Consider the following 20,503-nt stretch of genomic DNA (forward strand, 5'->3'; position numbering starts at 1 on the left):
GCGTGTTAGAATGGACAGCGCAGGTCGCCGCCCCCTCATCCCTTCAGGGTGTTGAGCTTCCCGGGCGCATACTACCCGTTTGCTGGGAATTCCTTGAAAACAGGCCCCAGCGAATCGTATAAGCGACGAAATAGCTGGTATTGCTTTTCAAACGCTTTACCGTTCGATTCCGGATCGTATACCGTTCCGACCTTAACGCATTGCGAAGCAGCCTCTCCATAGCTCGCATATTCACCTGCCGTGACAGCTCCAATTATAGCCGCACCTAGACTTGGTGCCTCTTCGTCGGCGGGGATGGCAACCGGCAAGCCGCAAATGTTGGCCTTGATCTGAGACCACAGTGACGATTTAGCGCCACCGCCTGTCGAGATGATCTTTTCGACGCCTATACCGGCCGCTCTGAAGTTGTCTATATTCTTACGAAGCAGACAGGCAACCCCATACATAATTGCCAAGGCGAAGTCGTAAGAGTCGTGTGCGACTGTTACGCCAAAGAATACACCCGTTGCGTTCCGGTCAAACTCAGGTGGATTAACGCCCGTAAGGTATGGCAAAAACGTCAGGCGGCGGTCGACTTCTTTCTTACTTGCTACCGCGTCTATCCCTCCAAATGACACGCCCGGTACAAATTCCTTCCTAAACCATTCCAAACTAATACCACCAGATTCACATACCGGAAGATAAATATAGCTATCAGCGAACGGCCCACAGTATAACGGAATACGCGACGATGAGGCAAATGGCTCTTCAACAATCGTCGCAATAGAAGAGACCGTCCCAGCAGACTCGCTGACAATTCCTTGAGCAATATTCCCCGTCCCAATCATGCCCGCGAAATGATCGAGCGTGCCCGAATTGACGGTGCACCCTGTTGGAAAATCAAGCTTCTTTCGCACACCTGGCAGTATCTCTCCGACAATCGAGCAGGGCTCTATCAACTTGGGCAATTGCCATATTTCGACACTACAATACCGCAGCGGCGCCTCCCAATATACCCGTCTTGTCACATCGAAATAGTGAGAGAATGGGTAAATCGAATGCTCTCCAACGAACTGACCGGTCAAGTGGTATATAACATAGTCCTTGAGCAGAAAGAGCTTACGTGCCTTGCCGAAACACTCCGGTTCGTTATGTTTAATCCACAACAACTTCGTCAACGGCCAAGTCGGGATAATTTCAGGCTGCCCGGTTATACGATAACATGTATCTCGGTCGAACAATGCCGACAACTCATCGCATTCACTTTGAGAGCGCATGTCCAGCCAAGAAATGCCGTTCCGCAAGGGTCTTCCCGACTCATCGGCCACGATGAGCGACTCTGCCTGGCCGGTTAAAACCAATTGTACCGGCCGCTCCCGCCCAAGAATCGGCTGCGCTTTCCTGTAACACGCTGCCACGAGGTCCAAAATTCGAGCTAGATAGTGCTCTGCATCGAACTCGACGGTCGTGTTTTTCCGGAGGTAAGAAACCCCCGAACTCTCCAACGCGACGAGGGTCAAGTTATCGGTATACGCACCTACCTTGATATTCGTAGTTCCTAGATCAACCGTAATAATCCCCATCGTTGCCACCACTCCCAATCGCTTCTCGTCCTTCGACTTTCGCTCAAAAAGACTTGGCCCTGCGAAGATTATGAAGACTGAGGCTGCTGTCGCCGCTGGGCGTGACGAAGCGCCCACCGGTTTGCTTGGCTCTCTCGACTACTCGCCGACGATCTGAACCCGAACGACGCGTTCCCTCTCGCGAGTTTGATCGAGGTCTGCGAAATAGATCCGCCCGAAAAGACCCAGGGTCATTTTACCGTCTAGCAGCGGTATTGCCTCCGAACGACCGAGCAAACAGGAACGTATATGCCCATCCGTATTCAGGCACCATTCATTCAGTTCCCCCCGAAGCGCCAGCGCCTGTTGCGTGTGGAACTCCCCCGGATGCAGATACTGTCCTTCGTATTTGCAGTCCGGAATAATCTTTTCGAGACAATTGATGGTGTCCTGAAGAATGAGCGGGATCTTTCCGTAGGTCTCCCCCTCAGAGTCTTCTTGAATAAGCACGCTGCAGCTGGTGTGCTGACTGAATACGACCACTATACCATTTTGAATCCCGGCCGCAGTAACAATCGTGGTTACTTGGTCGGTGACGTCCTCAAAATGGATGCCGTGCCGCGATTTGATTGGTATCGTCTCATGAAACACTGCCATAGTGGCTAAGCTCCCTTCAATTTCCGACTCTCTCGCGATATGCGCGACTCATTTCCCTTATCATTCGTTCGAGCATGTCCTTTGGATCTGCGGCACACATCACAGCACTGGTGGAACCAGTGCCGTCGGCGCCCGCACGAACGATTTGGTAGACATCATTCTCGTCGCTAATCCCTGCTCCGTGCAGCACCTGGATTTCCTTGTCCACCTCACTCACAGCCAGATTGATTCTCTCAATCTCCTGAATGTCATTTGCGCTACGCTTCCCGCCCCCGATCAACGCCGGAGATTCTGCCAGAACAATATTGGGTCTGAGCCTAGCGACAGCGGCACTTTCTTCGACCGATCCCGCGCAAACCAGCGTAGCGAGCCCAACTTCATCCGCTCGACGGATTGTTGCATTGAGTAACGAAAGACTTAAGGGTTTCTCTGCGTGGTTCAGCAAAACACCTACTGCACCCGCTTCTCTAAGGGCTTCAGGCAATACCGCGCCTACACCACGACCGATGCTGTTTGCATCCATGTGTTGAGCAAATACTTTTAGGCGAGTTGTCTTCTGCGCGATACGGTAGATGTCCGTGTACTGTGCCGTGCAGATGATATCCACGCCATAGTCGTCACACAGCTTGTCAGCATACAATGCGAGCTCAATAGCTCTGTCACCGTATAAATAAACTTTCGGCCCAAGTTCGAAGAAAGGCCTCCTGAGCGAAAAGGCTTCTATCATTGTCTATATCCGACGGAGAATACCGGTCAAAAAATCGGCTGCTGCGGGCAGTGTGATCTCTGGCCGCCCCATCGTGCTACATTCCAAATTGATGAATCGGCTATATCCGCACACCTTGAGAGCTCTAAGCCCGCGTTCCCAGTCAATGCTTCCGGATCCTGGGGTACAGCGGTTGTTGTCGCCCAAATGCACATGTCGAATGGCATCGCCGTGAGCAACGGCCGTTATAGCGTCAGCTATATCGGCCTCCTCGATCGACATGTGAAAGAAATCGGGCAAAATCCCGGTTTCCTTCAAGCCAACCTTGGACGCTACCCGCGCGCAGTCCACAATGCTGTTCAAATAGGGGCTTTCATAACGGTTAATCCCCTCAAGGAGGACGGCCCCGTTGGTTCCGACCACCGCTCGAGCGATATCCCGGTAGATCGATACGAAGTGATCCTCTTGCTCCGGCGTCATCTGCCGATATATGTCGAACAATGGCAGAGGATCCTGAGGTCCCAGAAGATATTCGATTTCGGTAATAGCCCCGATTTGCGCGCACACCTTAGCCGCCTGGATATAGAGTGCCTTTGTGGCCGCTCTCTCACCGGCATCATTACTCATCAGTTTCCCGGCGGCGGGCGACACAAACAGGAATTCACAAGGTGTAATGCCGGTGTTTTCTTCGAGATGAAGCAATTCATCCATCTTCTCATCGTTCCATGAGCTATGATTGGCAAATACAGAGATACCTTTGTAACCCCAGCTCCGCAATAGAGTTGCCTTGTCAGTCAAACTTTCTCCTGGGACTATTATGTTGGTGCACGAAAGTAACATAGCGATTCCCCTATTTGCTACTGACCGCCAAATGAAGATCTTAAAAACACGTATACGCACCGTCGACGATGAAGTCGGCTCCAGTCGTAAACGAACTAGTGTCGCCTGCGAGATACACGGCAATCGATTGTAATTCTTCCGGCCTCCCCATGCGGCGAAGTGGCGACAGTTGCTCCCACTGCTCGATCAGAGGTCTTAACGCGGGCGACTTCAATGTCATTTCTGTCGCCATATACCCAGGGCTTATGGTGTTTACTCGCACGTTCCTAGTCGCCCATTCGATGGCCATTGCCTTGGACATCTGGATGACCGCTGCTTTTGATGCTGCATATGACGCTTCGCGCTGGGGAATGTTGACAATATGAGCCGACATAGATGCTGTGCAGACGATTGAACCGCCTCCCTGTTTCAGCATGACCCGCCCGGCAGCTTGGGCGGTCAAGAAGGTACCGTTTAGGTTCACTTCAATGATCTTCTTCCAATCCTCGTACGTGTCGTCCTCTACCGCAACTTCGTTTGAGATTCCCGCGTTGCAGAAAGCAATATCGAGGCGACCGAAATCTTCGAGAATGCTGTCTATCATCGCATTTACCTGTCGTGGGTCTGTAATATCTGCCTTAATGGCAATCAGCCTGCTACTGTTTGCGGCCGATATCTCCGCGCATGCCTTCTTCGCTTCATCCAGATCAAGGTCTACAATGGCGACCTGCGCCCCGGCTTCGGCTAATGCACTGGCGATTGCTTTGCCAATACCGCGGGCGCCCCCTGTTACGAAAGCGGCCTTCCCGTCCAAACGCATTCTTTCTAGAATACCCACTTTAGAAATCTCCACTTCTGAGCCTCGCGATTTGGCCAATGGGGAAAAAGACGTCATTGCTTGCGATTCCGCATGCTCTTTCGCGCAACCAGGAAAACAGTCAGCGCCATAAGAACGCCGAGAGCAGAGGTCGCGACTGCGTTCAGTTCAGGCGCGATACCGCGTTTTCACAGAGGCGAACTTAAGGATGGGAAGCGTTGGATTCGGTCTGGACACGAAGAATGCTATGATGAATTCGTCGAAACTCAGAACGAACGATAGAAGTGCCCCGGCCAGCAAAACTCCCAACACAGGCATGATCGTGACCTAAGCTCTCAAGCTGAGACATGTCGGTCTGGGTAATGTTCATGGCTGTCTCAACCCGTTGGCGGAGTTGGAATTATCCATGTGAAGCCATGGACAACAATGATAAAGAATAGATGGATTAATAGGCATAGGTTATGAATTACCAGCGGAGCTATTGCTCCATGCTGTCAGCAGTAATGCTTATTCCGCGGCGGGAGCCCACTGGCTTGCAGAAGCTCGGGTGCGACTGTTGTCGCTCTAACACGACATTGGCCGACCAGACGAGTTCGTCCACCCCGTTGGCAGGCACACGACGCATTTTTTGGTTGCTACCGAATAGCGGATATTCATAGGCGTTGCCAATTAATCGTTCCGCCAATCGTCATTGTTGTCATTCGGTCCGCATGAATAATCGCAAGGCAAGCCAATGAGTTGAGCTGAGCCATGAATATCAGCCGCAAAGACGTCTCCCCAGAAATGGGAGTGCGTCTGGCGGAATGTCCAGGCAGCCTGATTCACAGTCCGTCCTAACTCCCAAGCGACGGCTGTTTCCTCTGGCGGGGCTCTCGAGATCCCCGCCAGAGGAGCCAATGTCCAGATGGAGCATCCATGAGCTTGAGCCTTTGACGGCGTTGCTACGCCCCGCCTTCACATTGGCGGGCGCCCTAACACGGCCAGGTCCGTGCCCCGCACAAATCTGCCCATCGACATCGCCAAACACGAATTCATCCCCATCCCCGGCCCCAGCGGCCCTGGGCAAGAGCATGCCGCTTCGACTAATCGCTGGGCGCGAACGACCGAGCACATGGGCAGCATGGTATTCGAAGGGGCCGACGTCACCGATCTGCCGCAGCACAAGGGTCGTCATCAATTGGGAACGGGCGACGTGCTTCTTCCAAGACATATCCGTCAAGGATTTCGTCGCTCTTGAGATCGAGGACAATCTGGCGGTCGACGCGCGGGATCCGCTGGCGCTCGTGGAGGTTTACAAGAAACTCGACATCAGAGGTATCGGCACCCTTGTCCTCTCAGCGTGCGTTCAGATGCCTTCCCTGGCAGCAGTTCCAAAGGTGGAGGCCGAATGCGGTGTTCCCGTCATCGCCGCCGCAATCGCCACAACGCACCAGATGCTGAGGGTGTTGGACCTCGAAGCGAAACTCCCTAACGCGGGCCATCTGCTGTCGGGTGCGTGTGGCCAGACTCGTCCAAGGAGAACCTAGCCGACATGGTGGCGGTTCGTGCAACGCCCCGGGAACGGCTTACGTGGACAAAACCGACACAAAAAAGAGTACTCGAAAAGGCGTACAGTCCAACGAGATTGGATTTCGGTAATCGACTTCCTGGTAGGCGTATCTTCCCAATGCCATGACCTCATCCCATGTTGACGCGGAGCTGATGGACCTATCGCGCCGCCCCTCGCCGACGGACCTGGTCGACGTGGCGCGCGGTTGGAAGGAAGTGCGTGAACTCGTTTCGACTATCAGGGAGAATGGGATTAGCCGCAGCCGATCCGGCCTGCTCTCGGACTATACCGCGATCTCGGCTCCCATCTTTGATCATACTGGCACCATCATTGCGGCTATCATGGTCATGGGGCTGCGCGGCGTCCTCGATGGTGACTTGACCGGACCAAACGCTGCGGCGCTACAGTCGCTGGCACGCGCCATTTCCAGTGATGCCGGCCAAAGAACCACAAGCTATATCCCTTATATTTCAAAACCTAGCTTCCACCTGCGGCCGCTCGCAAATTCGAGACGTCGATAAAGGCATATCGCAGCCCGCTCTCGCCGCGCCGCGGGAGGCACCCATCACCAGGATTCCTAGGTCAAAGTTCGAACGCGGTGGCCTTGCTGGCTATGACTTGCTCCAGGGCGGTTCTCAGAAGCTTGGCGGCTGGGCGAAGCGGTCGATCCAGCCGATGAGCCAAGTAGACCCAGCTAAGGATCTCGCCCTTACCCCCCAATGCAGCCGTCAGAACCCGGCCCAATCTTCCCTCGGCCAGGTCTTGCCGGACAATCCAGTAAGGAAGTCGTCCCCAGCCCGCCCCCGCCCTGATCAGGGCAAGCTTGGTTTGTTGGTCACCGACCCGCCAGGTTCGCGGTGACAGAACGCCGAAGTCTCGTCCTGGAGCGGCTTCAGAAGGATCCTCGATCACGATCTGAATGTGGTCGGTCAACTCGGCAGATTGAACGCGTGCCGAGTTCTTGCGGGCGACCAGGGGATGAGCCGATGCCGCCACAGCCACCATGGTCAATCGCGCGATCGATTCAAACTCGATCCGAGGATCGCGGAGGTCCTCACCAACGGTGACGGCCAAATCGGCGCGTCTTTCCTTGAGCGCTTCCAGTGGCTCACCCAAGGTGCCGACCCTAACGCGGACGCTTACCATTGGAAAGGCGAGCTGCATCTTCGCGAGTGCCTCGGCAACGATGTCAGTCGAGAACAAGGTATCCACGACGATCGACAGTTCGACCTCGACCCCCTCTCCCATTCCCTGCGCCTTCGCGCGCAGAAGATCCGTTCGTAACAGCAAGGAGCGTGCGTCCTCGAGCAGGGCTCGTCCCTCGATGGTGAGCGTCGGGCGGTGAGAGTTCCTGTCGAAGAGCGAGACACCGATCTCGGTTTCCAGCCTGGCGATTGCGTGGCTTATGGCCGACTGGGCGCGGCCGAGCTTGAGGCCTGCCTTGCGGAAGCTTCCGGTATCTGCGACCGCCACGAAAGTGCGTACCTGATCGAGCGTCAGCGCATCAAGCATGATCTATTCAATCGATCAAACTGAACTAAATTTTCCGCATATTATTGATCGATCATATATGCGACTTCTGGTGCATCGGCAACTCGCATGGTGCTCCAATGTCCTCTGGTCTCGGGCTCGTCGTTATTATCGGAAGCACCCGCGAAGGCCGTCGCGGCGACAAAGTCGCTAGGTGGTTCGTGTCCGAAGCCACAAGGCACGCTGGCTTTGACATCGACGTGATCGATCTCGCTGATATTCGTTTGCCTACATTTCATCCGGCAAGTCGCGGGAGCGAAATGCAGGCGCTGGCCGGCCGACTGGAAGCTGCGGATGCTTTCGTCATCGTCACTCCCGAGTACAACCACAGCTTCCCCGGACACCTGAAGCATGCCATCGACCAGGCAGACCTGGAATGGCGCGGCAAACCGGTTGGTTTTGTGTCCTATGGCGGGACCTCCGGCGGACTGCGTGCGGTCGAGCATCTTCGGCAGGTCTTTGCCGAGCTGCACGCTGTGAGCGTGCGCGACTGCATCAGCTTCCACGGCGTCTGGGATGAATTCGACGAGAACGGAGCGTTGAAGGATATAGAAGGGCGTCGGAAGGCAGCTGACAACCTGCTTGATCATCTCTGTTGGTGGGCCGCACCGTTGAGGGATGCCAGGCGAAGCATTCCGTACGGCACACGGGCCTAGGAAAGAAGCGACATGCAGTCGAGCAGATTTGTCGCCGGCGCCAGCCTGTTCCTGGCCATGTCGCTGGTCGGATCGGGAGTCGTCGCGAGCAAGCTCATCGCGAACGGCATGAACCCGTTTTTCGCAGTGCCACTGCGGTTTGCGATTTCGACACCGCTCTTTGGATTTTTGATGCTCGCCACGAAGACACCGTGGCCGAAGGTGCATCGGTCCGAATTTGCCATCATCGCCCTGCAGGCTGTAGCAGGGAGTGCCGCCTACAGCATCCTGATGATCGTCGGGTTGAAAATGACGACAAGCTCGGCTGCCGGAATCATCTCGGGTCTGCTTCCCGTTCTGACGGCCTTGGTCGCGACCATAGTGCTGCGCGAACGATTGACGGCTCGACTATGGATGTCAATTGCGGCCGTGACATCCGGCGCGGTCCTGGTCAGCTTTGTCCCCTCGGAGAGTGGAGGGTCCTATTGGCTTCAACTCGTCGGAAACCTGATCGTCGTGCTCGCGGTGACGGGAGAGGCACTGTTCAGCATCCTCAACAAAAAGATCGCGCGGCCGCTACCGCCCCTAAGCTTGGCGACATTGATGAGCGCTATCTCGCTGGCTCTCACAGTCCCCTTGGGCCTGCTTGTGCTGATGTTCGAGCCGGTGGTCGCAACGCCCGAGGCACTCGCCGCCACCGTCTATATCGCTTTGTTCCCGACGGTCCTTGGCTTCTGGTTGTGGTATTCGGGAACGGCGTGCATGTCAGGCGGCGAGGCGAGCGTCTTCATGGCGGTTCTCCCGGTTTCCGCACTTTTGCTGTCTTGCGTATTTCTCGGCGAGGAAGTCAGCGTCAGCCATCTCATGGGCATCGCGCTGGTGATCTTCGGGATCGTCTATGCCAGCGCGCCTACCCGCCAGGCTGCAAGCATAGACTGGAGCGAACGCGGCTGATCCCACCGGCAACATCTACTTCCGTGATCCGGAAAGCGCGAAGGACGCGATGCTATCGCACCTCAGAACCGTCGAGCGCAATCTCTTAGGGAGGTAGATCTGCGCATCTTTTATCGGCCGTCAGTAACTCAGGCGACATAGTTTTCGGCAGCCGCCCATCGACGCCCTCGTGGACTGCACGAATAAAATCGAGCCCGGCAATTTGAATGCGCCAAACCGGAAGTCGCCACTATCTGGAAAGCGGTCAGCATCGTCGTCATTCGCCGAGCGGCAGGCTCGGGCTTCTTGAATCGAATTCGGCAAACCGCTTTGTAAGCTATTGATTTACGACGATTATGTTAGTCGCTGAGGGTGTGAGACCTTCGAAGAAAATCAATGGCTTAGCGGATGGTTAGCCAACCCATATCCTTCGTATCGTCTCGTATGGTCTGGCGAACCCGAAAACAACAAACGAGATTGATTGCTGGCTCGACACATCAATTTAACCTGAGTTGGCCATGAACTCATCGTGAATGGCCGAAATGGGGCGGTGAACTCAACCGATCACCACACCTTCTGTAGTCTATCGGCCACGGGTCAGAATGGGAAGCGCATTTGAACCCTGTGGTCGGATGGCCAACATCCCTCTCTTCGAACTCACGCTCGTGCTGCCGCATTGGCGACGACAAACACCGAATAGAGCGACTGCCGCGCCGTGATGAACAGACGGTTGCGCTTGGCGCCGCCGAAGGTGAGGTTCGCCACCGTCTCCGGAATGCGGATCTTGCCGATCAGCGTGCCGTCGGGATCGAAGCAGTGGACGCCGTCACCGGCGCCCGCCCAGATGCGGCCGGCTGTGTCCACGCGGAACCCGTCGAACAGGCCGGCCGAGCAAGTTGCCAAAACGCCGAGATCCTTGAGCACCGCGCCCTCGATAGCGAACTTGCGGATGTGCCGCGGCCCACCCTTCTGGTGCGTCACACCGGTATCGCCGACATAAAGGATGCTCTCATCCGGGGAGAAGGCGAGGCCGTTGGGCTTCGCCATGGTCGAGACGACGCGCGCCACCTCGCCTGTGTCGGGGTCGGCGCTATAGACGTGGCAGCCCTCGATCTCCTGCTCGGCGCGGTCACCCTCATAGTCGGTCGCGATGCCGTAGGGCGGATCGGAAAACCACACAGTGCCGTCCGAGCGCACCACCACGTCGTTCGGCGAGTTGAGCCGCTTGTCCTCGAACCGGTCGGCGATGACCGCGATCGATCCGTTGTGCTCGGTGCGCGTGACGCGCCGCGCCCGGTGCTCGCAGGTGACCAGCCGCCCCTCGGTGTCGACGGTGTTGCCATTGGCGTTGTTGGACGGTGAGCGAAAGACCGAGACCACGCCGTTGGTGTCGTCGTAGCGCATGATCCGGTCGTTCGGGATATCCGAGAAGACCAGGTAACGGCCGGCGGCGAACCATGCCGGACCCTCCAGCCAACGCCCGCCGGTCCACAGCCGCTCGACCGTCACATGGCCGACGAAACAGCTCTCGAACCGCTCGTCGAGGACCTCGAAACCGGCGCCTTCGACATCTCCGAACATGCGTCATCCTCCCACGAATTCGGACCATCGATAGCCTTCGCGGTGAGCCATTTTCAAGACTTGACCTGCAAAAATGTTAGCGATAACATCGGTGGCAATTCAGTCCGTTCGTTTGGCTTGGGAGGGCCATAGATGCGGCCCAAGCTCATCGAATTCATCGACATCTCCAAGCGCTTCGGCGGCACCTTTGCGCTGAAGTCGGTCTCGCTCGACATCCACGAGGGCGAAATTGTCGCGCTGCTCGGCGAGAACGGCGCCGGCAAGTCGACGCTGATCAAGACGCTCGCTGGCATTCACAGGCGCGATCAGGGCACGATCCGGTTTCGCGGCGAGGACTATCACCACCGCCCGCCCCGCCCCAACCAACCGCAGAAGGTCGCCTTCATCCATCAGGATCTCGGCCTCATCGAATGGATGACGGTGGCCGAGAATGTCGGCATGGCGCAGGGATTTTCGCGCCGCTCCGGCCTGATCGACTGGCGCGACACCGAGCGCCGGGCAGAGCGCGCGCTGGCGCTTGTCGGCTGCGCCTTCGATCCGGCGACGCGCGTGCAGGACCTCTCCCGCACGGAAAAGTCGCTGGTGGCCATTGCCCGCGCTTTGGCAACCGAAGCTGACGTGCTGGTGCTCGACGAGCCGACCGCGAGCCTGCCGGCGGACGAGGTCGAGCGCCTTTTCGAGGCGCTGCGGCCGCTGCGCGAGCGCGGCGTCGGCATGATCTATGTCTCGCACCGGCTGGACGAGGTGTTCCGCATCGCCGACCGGGTCGCCGTCATGCGCGATGGCCGCATGGTGGCGGTCAAGCCGGTCGCCGAGACCACGCCACAGGAACTGGTCGACCTCATCGTCGGCCGTCCGGCGCATCAGATGTTCGCCAAGTTGCGATGGCAGGACGGACCGGAGCGGCTCAAGGTGGAGAACCTCACTTGCGGCAGCGTCGGCCCGGTGAGCTTCGATGCGCGGTCCGGCGAGCTGCTGGGATTGGTCGGCCTGCGCGGCGCCGGACAGGAAGCCGTCGGCCGCGCGCTGTTCGGCGCCGAGCGTTTCGATGGCCTGGTCTCGCTCGACGGCAAGCGCCTCGATCTCTCCGCGGTCGGAACCGCGCTTGCCGCCGGCGTCGGGCTGATAGCGCGCGACCGTACCGAGGAATCGGTCGCCTTGTCGCTCTCGGTGCGCGAGAACATGTATCTCAACCCGTCGGCCATCGGCCGCGGGCTGTTCTCCTTCATGAAGCCGGCACGGGAGAGCGAACTGACGCGCGAGCTCGGCACGCGGCTGGGCTTGAAGCCCAACGACCCGCATCTGCCGATCGAGGCCCTCTCCGGCGGCAACCAGCAGAAGGTCGTCGTCGGCCGCTGGCTGGCGACGGGCCGCAAGCTCTTGATCGCCGAGGATCCGACCGCCGGCGTCGATGTCGGCGCCAAGGCCGAGATCTACCGGCTGATCGCGGCGGCCGTCGAGGCTGGGCTGGCGGTCATCGTCGTCTCCACCGATTTCGAGGAAGTCGCCCATATCTGCCACCGCGCGCTCGTCTTCTCGCACAACCGCATCGTGCGCGAATTGGCCGGCGATGCCTTGACGACGGCAGCGCTCATCCGCGCCGCCTCCGCGTCCGAAGCCGCCTGAGGAGGATCCATGAACTCGATCAAATCGACGGCGCTGGAGCCGACCCGCTCGGAGCTTGCCGGGTTGAGCTCCGCCCAGAAGGCGGCACGCTATCTGCCGGTCTACGGCCTGCCGATTCTGATGCTGCTGCTGATCCTGTTGTTTTCGTTGCTCTTGCCCAGGACCTTCCCGACGCTGCTCAATCTGCGCTCGATCGTCTCCGACAAGGCAATAATCGCGATATTGTCGCTGGCCGCGATGATCCCCATGGCAGCTGGCCGCATCGACCTGACGGTTGGTTACGGCATCGTGCTGTGGCATGTCTTGGCCATCAGCCTGCAGACCGCCTTCGGCGTCCCGTGGCCCATTGCGGTGCTGATCGTTATCCTGCTCGGCGTCGTCACCGGCTTCATCAACGGATTGTTGGTCGAAGTGGCGCGTATCGATTCCTTCATCGCCACGCTCGGCACCGGCACCGTGCTCTATGCTTTAGCCATGTGGTACACGGGCGGCCGCCAGATCGTCGGCATGCTTCCCGGCGGCTTCCTCTCCCTCAACGGCACTATGCTGTTCGGCCTGCCGATCACCGGCTACTACGTGGTCGTCCTGGCGCTCGTGATGTGGCTGGTGCTCGAATACCTTCCGATCGGCCGTTACCTTTACGCCATCGGCGCCAACCCGAAGGCGGCGGCGCTCAACGGCATTCCCGTGCAGAAATTCGTCATGGGCGCCTTCGTCGCCTCCGGCGCGCTCACCGCGCTTGGCGGCGTGCTGCTCGCCTCGAAGCTCAGGATCGGCCAGGCCAGCGTCGGTCTCGAATATCTGTTGCCGGCGCTGGTCGGCGCCTTCCTCGGATCGACCACCATCAAGCCCGGCCGCGTCAATGTCTGGGGCACGATCGTCGGCGTCGTCATCCTCGCCGTCGGCATTTCCGGCATCCAGCAGTTCGGCGGCTCGTTCTGGGTCGAGCCGCTCTTCAACGGCGTCACCTTGCTCGTGGCAATCGGCATCGCCGGCTACGCGCAGCGCCGCCGCGGGGCTGTCGTGCCGCCTCCACCAACCACCCACCATCCAACAAAGACAACCAACAACGCTTAATGGGAGAAGAAACATGCATCGCAGAACATTTCTTCAGCTTGGCGTCGCCGGCCTGGCGCTTGGCATCGCCTCGACCGCGCTGGCCGACCCGATGGCCGACGCCAAGGCAGTCGCCGACAAATATGCCAGCAAGGTCGAGAAGTGGGACGGACCGACGAGCGGACCGAAGGGCGCTGCCGGCAAGACCATCGTCGTGCTTGGCGCCGACATGAAGAATGGCGGCATTCTGGGCGTCACCAAGGGCGTCGAGGAAGGCGCGGCGGCGCTCGGCTGGACGGTCAAGACGCTTGACGGCGCCGGTTCCATCGGCGGCCGCACCGCGGCCTTCGGCCAGGCGCTGGCGCTCAATCCCGACGGCATCATCATCAACGGCTTCGACGCCGTCGAGCAGAAGCCGGCGATGGAGCAGGCGAAGGCCGCCAAGATTCCGATGGTCGCATGGCACGCGGCGCCGACGGTCGGCCCGATCGACGACCTCGGCATCATCGCCAACGTCTCGACCGATCCGATGGAAGTGTCGAAGGCGGCGGCCGACTGGGCTTTCGTCGATGCCAAGGGCAAGCCCGGCGTCATCATCTTCACCGACTCCACCTATCAGATTGCCATTGCCAAGGCGGACCGGATGAAGAAGGAGATCGAGGATCTCGGTGGCAAGGTGCTCGAATATGTCGACACGCCGATTGCGGAGACCTCGCAGCGCATGCCGCAGCTCACCACCTCGCTGCTGCAGAAATACGGCGACGCTTGGACCCATTCGCTGGCCATCAACGACCTCTATTTCGACTTCATGGGGCCATCGCTGGCGGCCGCCGGCAAGTCGGGCACCGACGCGCCAATCAACGTGGCGGCGGGCGACGGCTCGGAGTCGGCCTATCAGCGCATCCGCTCCGCCCAGTTCCAGAAGGTGACGGTGGCCGAGCCGCTGAACCTGCAGGGCTGGCAGCTGGTCGACGAGCTCAACCGCGCCATGGCGGGCGAAAAATGGTCGGGCTACATCTCGCCGCTACATGTGGTGACGTCGGATAATGTCGAGTTTGACGGCGGCCCCGACAACCGCTTCGACCCGGGCAATGGCTACCGCGACGAATACAAGAAGATCTGGGGCAAATAGGTTAGACCGAACTCCGGACAAGCAGCAGAACAGCGGCCGGCGATCATCTCGTCGGCCGTTCGCGTCCCCTGTTGTCAGGCGGTTTGCCGCACGATCACCGTCGGCGTCATGCCGACAACGATCCTTTCTTCGGCCGCGCGCCGGCCATTGAGCAGGTCGAGCACCAGCTCGGCGACGCGGATGCCGATCTCATGCGCGCCGACATCGATCGTGGTAATCGGCGGCACCGACTGCTCGGCGAGGTCATAGGCGCCGAAGCCGGCAATCGCCACATCCTCGGGGACGCGGATGCCGCGCCGCACACATTCCATCAGCGCGCCGAAAGCGGACAGGTCCGACACGCACATCACCGCCTGGGTGTCCGGCCAGCGCGAGATCATCTCGACCATGGCGGCGGCGCCCTCGCGCATCGAGATCGGCGGCACGCCCGAGGCGATAACGCGGGAGGCGTCGAGGCCGCGATCCTGCAGCGCGGCGATGAAACCGCGCCGGCGGTCGAGGCCGCGTGTATCGCGCGAGGTGTCGCCGCCGATGAAGCCGAGCCGCGAGTAGCCGCGTCCGACGAAATGCTCGACCATCAGCCGCCCGGCATCGGCGTTGGAGAAGCCGACGACATGGCCGATCGGCTCGCTGGGCAGATCCCAGGTCTCCACCACCGGCACGCCAGCGTTGGCGAGCATCTTGCGGCAGCGCGGCGTGTGCCGGCCGCCGGTGACGATGATCGCTTCCGGCCGCCGCTGCAGCAATTGCCCCACGAGGCGCTCCTCTTCCTCGACATTGTAGTCGGTGAAGCCGAGCAGTATCTCCAGCCCGCTGTCGCGCAGGCCTTCGGTCATGCCGCGCACGGTATCGGCGAAATTGGCGTTGTTGATCGAGGGGATTGTCGCGGCCACGAATCCGGAGCGGCGCGAGGACAGATTGGCGGCGATGCTGTCGAAGACATAGCCGAGCTCTTCAGCCGCCTTGAGGATGCGGTCGCGCGTGTCCGCGCTGACCGACGTATCGCGCTTGAACGCGCGCGAGACGGTCATCGTCGAGACGTTGGCGCGATGCGCGACATCGGCCATGGTCGGGCGTTTGGGCGAAGGCTGCATGGCCGTACGTTATCGATATCACTGCGGAATGCAACGCACTCCAACGCTCACCTGAAAGCGATCTGGACCTTCATTGCCCGGCTGCGGTCATTGGCGAGCTCGAAGCCGGAAAGCGCCTCGCCGAGCGCCACCGTATGAGTGATCAACGGCTTCACGTCGACCAGCCTCTTGCGCATCAGCTCGACCCCGACGGCGAATTCCGGGTGAAAGCGGAACGAGCCGTTGATCGACAGTTCCTTGGTGGTGACAGCCGACATCGGCAGCGCCATCTCGGCGCCGCCGAGGCCGAGCTGCACGATCGTGCCGCGCGGGCGCAGCGCCGCGATGCCTTGCGCCAGCGCCGCCGCCGCGCCCGAGCATTCATAGAGGATGTGGAACGTCCCCTTGTCGGCGAGATAGGGCGTAAGCCCTTCCGGATCGGTGCCGGTGTTGATCGTCTTGTCGGCGCCGGCGCGCAGCGCCATCGTCAGCGTGAAATCGGTGATGTCCACCGCGACGATCTCGGCAGCGCCCGCCCGCCGCGCACTGAGGATCGACAAGAGGCCAATCGGTCCGCAGCCGGTGACCAGTACGCGTTTGCCCAGCATCTCGCCGGCGCGCCGCGTGGCGTGGAGGCAGACCGCCAGCGGTTCGGCCATCGCCGCCTCCCCGGCCGTCAGCCCGTCGGCCGGCACGCATTGCAGCGCATCCGCCACCAGCATTTCGCGGAACGCACCCTGGATATGCGGAAACGGCATAGCGCTGCCGTAAAAGCGCATGTTGAGGCACTGATTGTGCATTCCTTCGCGGCAATAGCGGCAGCCGTAGCAGGGCCGCGACGGCGACACCGCGACCAGTTGCCCGCGCTCCAGCCCACTGACGCCGGAGCCAAGCTTCTCGACGACGCCGGACACTTCATGGCCGAGGATCATCGGCTCCTTCAGGCGCACCGTTCCGAAGCCGCCGTGATTATAGTAGTGCAGGTCGCTGCCACAGATCCCGCCGGCGGCGAGACGCACGAGCACCTGGCCCTGGCCCGGCTCCTCAGCCGGACGATCCTCGATGCGCAGGTCTCTGGCGGCATGGATGACGATGGATTTCATGGCTAACCTCTTAGAGCACCGGCGTAAGAAGCGGCTGGCCGGCGAAATGGGCGGTAAGATTATCGCGCACCAGCTTGCCCATGGCCTTGCGGGTTTCGACGGTCCCCGACGCATGATGCGGCTGCAGCAGCACGTTATCGAGCGCGAGAAATCGCGGATTGAGCTTCGGCTCGCCCTCGAAGACATCGAGCGCGGCCGAGCCGAGCACCTTGTTCTCGAGCGCTTCGAGCAGCGCATCCTCGTCGATGTTGGACGCGCGCGAAATGTTGATCAGCATGCCCTCCTCGCCGAGGGCCGTGATCACCTTCGTGTTGACGATATGGTGCGTCGCGGCGGATGCGGCGAGCGTGACAAACAGGAAGTCGGAACGTCCGGCCAGCGCGACGGGATCGCCAATGAATTCCCAGTCCGGTGCGAAATCCTTCGGCGCGACGTCGCTGTAGGCGATGTCCATGCCGAAGCCGGCGAGACGCTTGGCCACCTCATAGCCGATGCGGCCGAGGCCAAGCACGCCGGCCCGACGGCCCCAGACACGCCGCTTGAGCGGATAAAGCCCTTTGGCCACCCAGCTGCCGTCGCGTACCCAGCGCTCGGCGCCGATCATGCCGCGCGACAGGCACAGCATCATGGCGATGCCGAGATCGGCGACGTCGTTGGTCAGGACGTCCGGTGTGTTGGTGACGCGCACGCCGCGCTCCCGGCATGCCACGAGATCGACTGCGTCAAAACCGACGCCATAGACCGATACCACCTCGAGCGAAGGGCAGGCCTCGATCATGGCGCGGTTCGCGCCGAGCTCGCCGCGTGTGGCGATGCCGCGCACCTGCGGTCCGATCTCGGCGAGGAACGCCGTCTTGTCTTCGGCGGCGAAATAGCGGTGCACCGTGAAGGCTCCGTTGAGCGGCTCCTCGTCCCACGCGGGATAGGGTCCAACCTGAAGGATGTGAGGCCGCTGCATCGGTATTCGCTCCACTTGACTTGACAGATGATGTTATCGATAACATAAGGCGCGCAGCCACAAGAGGCAATCGGGAAAATGTCGTCCAATCTATTCGATCTCAGCGGGCGCACCGTGCTCGTAACCGGCTCCTCGCAGGGCATCGGACTTGCCTTGGCCAAAGGCTTGGCCGAAGCCGGCGCCAAGGTGGTCCTCAATGGCCGCGATGAGGCAAAGCTCACGGCCGTTGCCAGTCAGCTTCCGGGCGCGGCGACGCTTACCTTCGACGCCACCGACCATGACAAGGTCCGGGCCGCCGTCGACGCTTTCGAGCTTGCCGGCACGCCAATCGACATCCTCGTCAACAATGCCGGCATGCAGTTTCGCACGCCGCTCGAGGATTTTCCCGCCGAGGCGTTCGAACGCCTGTTGCAGACCAATGTCGCCAGCGTCTTCCATGTCGGCCAGGCGGTGGCCCGGCACATGATCAAGCGCGGCCGTGGCAAGATCATCAACATCGCCAGCGTGCAGACGGCACTCGCCCGGCCGGGCATAGCGCCCTACACGGCGACCAAGGGCGCGGTCGGCAACCTGACCAAGGGCATGGCGACCGACTGGGCAAAACATGGCTTGCAATGCAATGCGATCGCGCCGGGCTATTTCGACACGCCGCTCAACGCGGCACTCGTCGCCGACCCGGCCTTTAGCGACTGGCTCGAAAAGCGCACGCCGGCCGGCCGCTGGGGCAAGGTCGAGGAACTGGTCGGCGCCTGCGTCTTCTTGGCCGCCGACGCGTCATCCTTTGTCAACGGACACATTCTCTATGTCGATGGCGGCATCACAGCTTCGATCTGACGGGCCGCCGCGCATGGTGGTCATGGGCGTTACCGGTTCGGGCAAGACGACGATCGGCGAGGCGTTCGCCCGCGCGATCGCGGCGACATTCATAGACGGCGACAAGCTGCACCCTGAGGTCAACATCGCCAAGATGAGCGCCGGCATTGCGCTGGAAGATGCCGATCGGTGGCCGTGGCTGGCCAAGGTCGGCGAAATGCTGCGGCTAGCGCCCGCGCCGGTGATCGTCGGCTGCTCGGCGCTGAAGCGCGCCTATCGCGATTTCATCACCGAGCAGGCGGGTGCGCCGGTGCTGTTCATCCATCTCGACGGCTCGCGCGAGCTGATCTCGAAGCGCATGCATGAGCGCACTGGCCACTTCATGCCTACCAGCCTTCTCGACAGTCAGTTCGCGACACTGGAAGTTCCGGGCAAGGACGAGAATGCGATCGCCGTGCCGATCGACGCGCCGCTCGATGAGATTGTCGCGGATATAACAACGAAATTCGGGGAGCTATCGTCATGAACCACAAAGTATCATTGATTGGCGCCGGCGCCATGGGCGGGGCGATCGGCGAGCGCCTGCTTGCCACCGGCAATCGCCTCGCCGTGTTCGATCTCGACAAGGCCAAGGTGGAGGCGCTGGTCGCCAGGGGCGCGACCGCCATGGCGAGCGCGGCCGAGGCCGCCGGCGCGTCCGACTACGTGATCCTCAGCCTCAATTCGGCGGCGATCGTGCGCCGCGCCGTGTTCGGCGATGCCGGCGTGGCGGCTGGGGCGAAGCCCGGCACGCTGATCATCGACATGTCGTCCATCGACCCCGACGCGACGCGCCAACTCGCCGCCGACGCCAGCGAGAAGGGTTTGCGCTGGGTCGACAGTCCGCTGTCCGGCGGCGCGCCCAAGGCGCTGACTGGAGAATTGACGCTTATGGCCGGCGGCGAAGCCGAGGATGTGGCCGACGCCCACAAGGTGCTGCGCCACGTCGCCACCAACTACACGCATATGGGCCCGGCCGGGGCCGGCCAGACGACCAAGCTGATCAACCAGGTGCTATGCGCGCTGAACTTCATGGCCGTCGCCGAAGCGACCAAGCTGGCGCTTGACGCCGGCGTCGACGCGCTCAAGATCCCGCAGGCGCTGAAAGGCGGCCGCGCCGACAGCGCCATCCTGCAGGAATACCTGCCGCGCTTCGCCACTCGCGACTACCGGCGAACCGGCCGCATCGACAACATGGTGAAGGACCTCAACGCCGCCCAGGACCTGGCGCGGCGCACGCACACCGCAATGCCGCTGACGGCGGTCTGCGCCGAGGTGCACCGGCTATTGACGGCCGCAGGGCTGGGCGGCGAGGACCAGGCCGCACTGATGGAATTTTTCCAACGCAAGGATGAGGAACCGAGCAGATGATCACACGCTATGCGTTGTTTGAAGGCAAAGTGAAGGAAGGTCAGATCGAAGCGTTCCGCAAGGACGTGATTGAGACGGTTCTGCCGAAGTGGAAGGCCTTCCCGGGCGCGCTCGACGTTCGAGTCAGCTTCGCGGAAAAACGCGACGATGGTGCGCCTGAATTTCCGATGATCCTGGCGATCAACTACCCAGATATGGCGGCCGTCGATGCGGCTTTGGCCAGCCCCGTACGCGCTGAATCACGTGCCGCGACAGAGGCAGTGTTGTCCAGGTACTTCGAGGGTTGCATTCACCACCACGTCACCATCGCCAACGAGTTTTCATTGGCCGGAGATTGACGAATATCAGGACGAAGATTCGGTACTTATCAGCGCTCGAGTCGAGAAAACGGGTTTGCCGCTATGTGATCCTAAAGTCACTGATCAAGCCGCGGAGATAGCCGCTAGGAGCCATGGTAACCTGCTTTTCGAAGCAGTAGGTGATCGGGGGCAAGGAAACGCTCGGATGATGATCCTAGTGCCTCGGTTCATCCCAAGTTGTCCAAGCGTCTTGATCTCAAGCTCT

General features: G+C 60.3%; 21 protein-coding genes. 11 read left to right on the forward strand and 10 right to left on the reverse strand.

The features are described from left to right. Positions 1-71: 71 nt before the first annotated feature. The 5 genes from FJ424_RS05745 to FJ424_RS05765 all read right to left on the reverse strand — a co-directional run bounded on the left by FJ424_RS05745 (position 72) and on the right by FJ424_RS05765 (position 4,618). A complete protein-coding gene (locus FJ424_RS05745; RefSeq protein WP_246677157.1) occupies positions 72-1,574 on the reverse strand; it encodes an FGGY family carbohydrate kinase in 1,503 nt (500 codons plus the stop codon). A 126-nt stretch (positions 1,575-1,700) separates the two neighbouring features. Continuing rightward, entirely contained in the window at positions 1,701-2,198 is a 498-nt protein-coding gene (locus FJ424_RS05750; protein WP_140659029.1) for a secondary thiamine-phosphate synthase enzyme YjbQ, read from the reverse strand. Positions 2,199-2,214: 16 nt separating this feature from the next. Next, a complete protein-coding gene (locus tag FJ424_RS05755; protein ID WP_140659028.1) occupies positions 2,215-2,925 on the reverse strand; it encodes a triose-phosphate isomerase in 711 nt (236 codons plus the stop codon). Positions 2,926-2,928: 3 nt separating this feature from the next. Then, positions 2,929-3,702, reverse strand: a complete 774-nt coding sequence (locus FJ424_RS05760) for a sugar phosphate isomerase/epimerase (protein WP_181182186.1) — start codon at positions 3,700-3,702, stop codon at positions 2,929-2,931. An 82-nt stretch (positions 3,703-3,784) separates the two neighbouring features. Continuing rightward, the gene (locus FJ424_RS05765) at positions 3,785-4,618 is read right to left on the reverse strand and encodes an SDR family oxidoreductase (RefSeq protein WP_210239391.1); all 834 of its coding nucleotides are present in this window, start codon (positions 4,616-4,618) and stop codon (positions 3,785-3,787) included. Positions 4,619-5,610: 992 nt separating this feature from the next. Here FJ424_RS05765 and FJ424_RS05770 point away from each other — a divergent pair. Together FJ424_RS05770 and FJ424_RS05775 are read left to right on the forward strand one after the other, a co-directional pair. Beyond that, positions 5,611-6,066 (forward strand): hypothetical protein, encoded by a 456-nt coding sequence (locus tag FJ424_RS05770; protein ID WP_140659026.1) that lies wholly within the window; start codon positions 5,611-5,613, stop codon positions 6,064-6,066. Positions 6,067-6,211: 145 nt separating this feature from the next. After that, positions 6,212-6,610: an IclR family transcriptional regulator C-terminal domain-containing protein gene (locus FJ424_RS05775; RefSeq protein WP_140659025.1), complete on the forward strand. Its 399-nt coding sequence runs from the start codon at positions 6,212-6,214 to the stop codon at positions 6,608-6,610. A 61-nt stretch (positions 6,611-6,671) separates the two neighbouring features. Here FJ424_RS05775 and FJ424_RS05780 read toward each other — a convergent pair whose 3' ends face one another. Beyond that, the gene (locus FJ424_RS05780; RefSeq protein WP_140659024.1) at positions 6,672-7,601 is read right to left on the reverse strand and encodes a LysR family transcriptional regulator; all 930 of its coding nucleotides are present in this window, start codon (positions 7,599-7,601) and stop codon (positions 6,672-6,674) included. Positions 7,602-7,699: 98 nt separating this feature from the next. Between FJ424_RS05780 and FJ424_RS05785 the strand changes: the two genes are divergently transcribed. Next, positions 7,700-8,275 carry an NAD(P)H-dependent oxidoreductase gene (locus FJ424_RS05785; RefSeq protein WP_140659023.1) on the forward strand — a complete coding sequence of 192 codons (576 nt, stop codon included), beginning with the start codon at positions 7,700-7,702 and terminating at the stop codon, positions 8,273-8,275. A gap of 12 nt (positions 8,276-8,287) precedes the next feature. Then, positions 8,288-9,208 (forward strand): DMT family transporter, encoded by a 921-nt coding sequence (locus FJ424_RS05790; RefSeq protein ID WP_140659022.1) that lies wholly within the window; start codon positions 8,288-8,290, stop codon positions 9,206-9,208. 636 nt (positions 9,209-9,844) lie between these two features. Here the strand turns inward: FJ424_RS05790 and FJ424_RS05800 are convergent. Continuing rightward, positions 9,845-10,768 (reverse strand): SMP-30/gluconolactonase/LRE family protein, encoded by a 924-nt coding sequence (locus FJ424_RS05800; RefSeq protein ID WP_140659021.1) that lies wholly within the window; start codon positions 10,766-10,768, stop codon positions 9,845-9,847. A gap of 132 nt (positions 10,769-10,900) precedes the next feature. Between FJ424_RS05800 and FJ424_RS05805 the strand changes: the two genes are divergently transcribed. The 3 genes from FJ424_RS05805 to FJ424_RS05815 are packed head-to-tail and all read left to right on the forward strand — an operon-like array spanning position 10,901 to position 14,582. Beyond that, a complete protein-coding gene (locus FJ424_RS05805) occupies positions 10,901-12,394 on the forward strand; it encodes a sugar ABC transporter ATP-binding protein (protein WP_140659020.1) in 1,494 nt (497 codons plus the stop codon). A 9-nt stretch (positions 12,395-12,403) separates the two neighbouring features. Next, a complete protein-coding gene (locus FJ424_RS05810) occupies positions 12,404-13,471 on the forward strand; it encodes an ABC transporter permease (RefSeq protein ID WP_140659019.1) in 1,068 nt (355 codons plus the stop codon). A 13-nt stretch (positions 13,472-13,484) separates the two neighbouring features. Next, positions 13,485-14,582 carry a substrate-binding domain-containing protein gene (locus tag FJ424_RS05815; RefSeq protein WP_140659018.1) on the forward strand — a complete coding sequence of 366 codons (1,098 nt, stop codon included), beginning with the start codon at positions 13,485-13,487 and terminating at the stop codon, positions 14,580-14,582. A 74-nt stretch (positions 14,583-14,656) separates the two neighbouring features. Here the strand turns inward: FJ424_RS05815 and FJ424_RS05820 are convergent, their stop codons facing one another. The 3 genes from FJ424_RS05820 to FJ424_RS05830 are packed head-to-tail and all read right to left on the reverse strand — an operon-like array spanning position 14,657 to position 17,716. Continuing rightward, positions 14,657-15,676: a LacI family DNA-binding transcriptional regulator gene (locus FJ424_RS05820; protein ID WP_181170672.1), complete on the reverse strand. Its 1,020-nt coding sequence runs from the start codon at positions 15,674-15,676 to the stop codon at positions 14,657-14,659. A 47-nt stretch (positions 15,677-15,723) separates the two neighbouring features. Next, complete coding sequence (locus FJ424_RS05825; protein WP_140659017.1) at positions 15,724-16,758, reverse strand: L-idonate 5-dehydrogenase; 1,035 nt, start codon at positions 16,756-16,758, stop codon at positions 15,724-15,726. A gap of 10 nt (positions 16,759-16,768) precedes the next feature. Next, a complete protein-coding gene (locus tag FJ424_RS05830) occupies positions 16,769-17,716 on the reverse strand; it encodes a 2-hydroxyacid dehydrogenase (RefSeq protein WP_140659016.1) in 948 nt (315 codons plus the stop codon). Positions 17,717-17,794: 78 nt separating this feature from the next. On the opposite strand from FJ424_RS05830, the gene FJ424_RS05835 reads away from it, so the two are divergent. The 4 genes from FJ424_RS05835 to FJ424_RS05850 are packed head-to-tail and all read left to right on the forward strand — an operon-like array spanning position 17,795 to position 20,277. After that, positions 17,795-18,550 (forward strand): SDR family oxidoreductase, encoded by a 756-nt coding sequence (locus FJ424_RS05835; protein WP_140659015.1) that lies wholly within the window; start codon positions 17,795-17,797, stop codon positions 18,548-18,550. Next, positions 18,519-19,055, forward strand: coding sequence for a gluconokinase (locus FJ424_RS05840; RefSeq protein ID WP_140659014.1), 537 nt, complete (start codon positions 18,519-18,521; stop codon positions 19,053-19,055). The genes FJ424_RS05835 and FJ424_RS05840 overlap by 32 nt, the downstream gene beginning before the upstream one ends. After that, a complete protein-coding gene (locus FJ424_RS05845) occupies positions 19,052-19,939 on the forward strand; it encodes an NAD(P)-dependent oxidoreductase (protein WP_140659013.1) in 888 nt (295 codons plus the stop codon). The genes FJ424_RS05840 and FJ424_RS05845 overlap by 4 nt, the downstream gene beginning before the upstream one ends. Further along, a complete protein-coding gene (locus FJ424_RS05850; RefSeq protein WP_140659012.1) occupies positions 19,936-20,277 on the forward strand; it encodes a hypothetical protein in 342 nt (113 codons plus the stop codon). Before FJ424_RS05845 ends, FJ424_RS05850 begins: the two co-directional genes overlap by 4 nt. The last annotated feature ends 226 nt before the right edge of the window (positions 20,278-20,503 follow it).

The sequence above is a fragment of the Mesorhizobium sp. B3-1-8 genome (genome assembly GCF_006439495.1).
Taxonomy (GTDB): domain Bacteria; phylum Pseudomonadota; class Alphaproteobacteria; order Rhizobiales; family Rhizobiaceae; genus Mesorhizobium.

Excerpts from the sequence above, each read along its gene's own strand:
- FJ424_RS05815 (WP_140659018.1), top strand. The coding sequence starts at position 13,485 with ATGCATCGCAGAACATTTCTTCAGCTTGGCGTCGCCGGCCTGGCGCTT.
- FJ424_RS05850 (WP_140659012.1), top strand. The coding sequence starts at position 19,936 with ATGATCACACGCTATGCGTTGTTTGAAGGCAAAGTGAAGGAAGGTCAG.
- FJ424_RS05755 (WP_140659028.1), bottom strand. The coding sequence starts at position 2,925 with ATGATAGAAGCCTTTTCGCTCAGGAGGCCTTTCTTCGAACTTGGGCCG.
- FJ424_RS05765 (WP_210239391.1), bottom strand. The coding sequence starts at position 4,618 with ATGACGTCTTTTTCCCCATTGGCCAAATCGCGAGGCTCAGAAGTGGAG.
- FJ424_RS05810 (WP_140659019.1), top strand. The coding sequence starts at position 12,404 with ATGAACTCGATCAAATCGACGGCGCTGGAGCCGACCCGCTCGGAGCTT.
- FJ424_RS05800 (WP_140659021.1), bottom strand. The coding sequence starts at position 10,768 with ATGTTCGGAGATGTCGAAGGCGCCGGTTTCGAGGTCCTCGACGAGCGG.
- FJ424_RS05845 (WP_140659013.1), top strand. The coding sequence starts at position 19,052 with ATGAACCACAAAGTATCATTGATTGGCGCCGGCGCCATGGGCGGGGCG.
- FJ424_RS05750 (WP_140659029.1), bottom strand. The coding sequence starts at position 2,198 with ATGGCAGTGTTTCATGAGACGATACCAATCAAATCGCGGCACGGCATC.
- FJ424_RS05805 (WP_140659020.1), top strand. The coding sequence starts at position 10,901 with ATGCGGCCCAAGCTCATCGAATTCATCGACATCTCCAAGCGCTTCGGC.
- FJ424_RS05785 (WP_140659023.1), top strand. The coding sequence starts at position 7,700 with ATGTCCTCTGGTCTCGGGCTCGTCGTTATTATCGGAAGCACCCGCGAA.
- FJ424_RS05835 (WP_140659015.1), top strand. The coding sequence starts at position 17,795 with ATGTCGTCCAATCTATTCGATCTCAGCGGGCGCACCGTGCTCGTAACC.
- FJ424_RS05825 (WP_140659017.1), bottom strand. The coding sequence starts at position 16,758 with ATGAAATCCATCGTCATCCATGCCGCCAGAGACCTGCGCATCGAGGAT.
- FJ424_RS05790 (WP_140659022.1), top strand. The coding sequence starts at position 8,288 with ATGCAGTCGAGCAGATTTGTCGCCGGCGCCAGCCTGTTCCTGGCCATG.
- FJ424_RS05780 (WP_140659024.1), bottom strand. The coding sequence starts at position 7,601 with ATGCTTGATGCGCTGACGCTCGATCAGGTACGCACTTTCGTGGCGGTC.
- FJ424_RS05775 (WP_140659025.1), top strand. The coding sequence starts at position 6,212 with ATGACCTCATCCCATGTTGACGCGGAGCTGATGGACCTATCGCGCCGC.
- FJ424_RS05840 (WP_140659014.1), top strand. The coding sequence starts at position 18,519 with ATGTCGATGGCGGCATCACAGCTTCGATCTGACGGGCCGCCGCGCATG.
- FJ424_RS05820 (WP_181170672.1), bottom strand. The coding sequence starts at position 15,676 with ATGCAGCCTTCGCCCAAACGCCCGACCATGGCCGATGTCGCGCATCGC.
- FJ424_RS05770 (WP_140659026.1), top strand. The coding sequence starts at position 5,611 with ATGCCGCTTCGACTAATCGCTGGGCGCGAACGACCGAGCACATGGGCA.
- FJ424_RS05830 (WP_140659016.1), bottom strand. The coding sequence starts at position 17,716 with ATGCAGCGGCCTCACATCCTTCAGGTTGGACCCTATCCCGCGTGGGAC.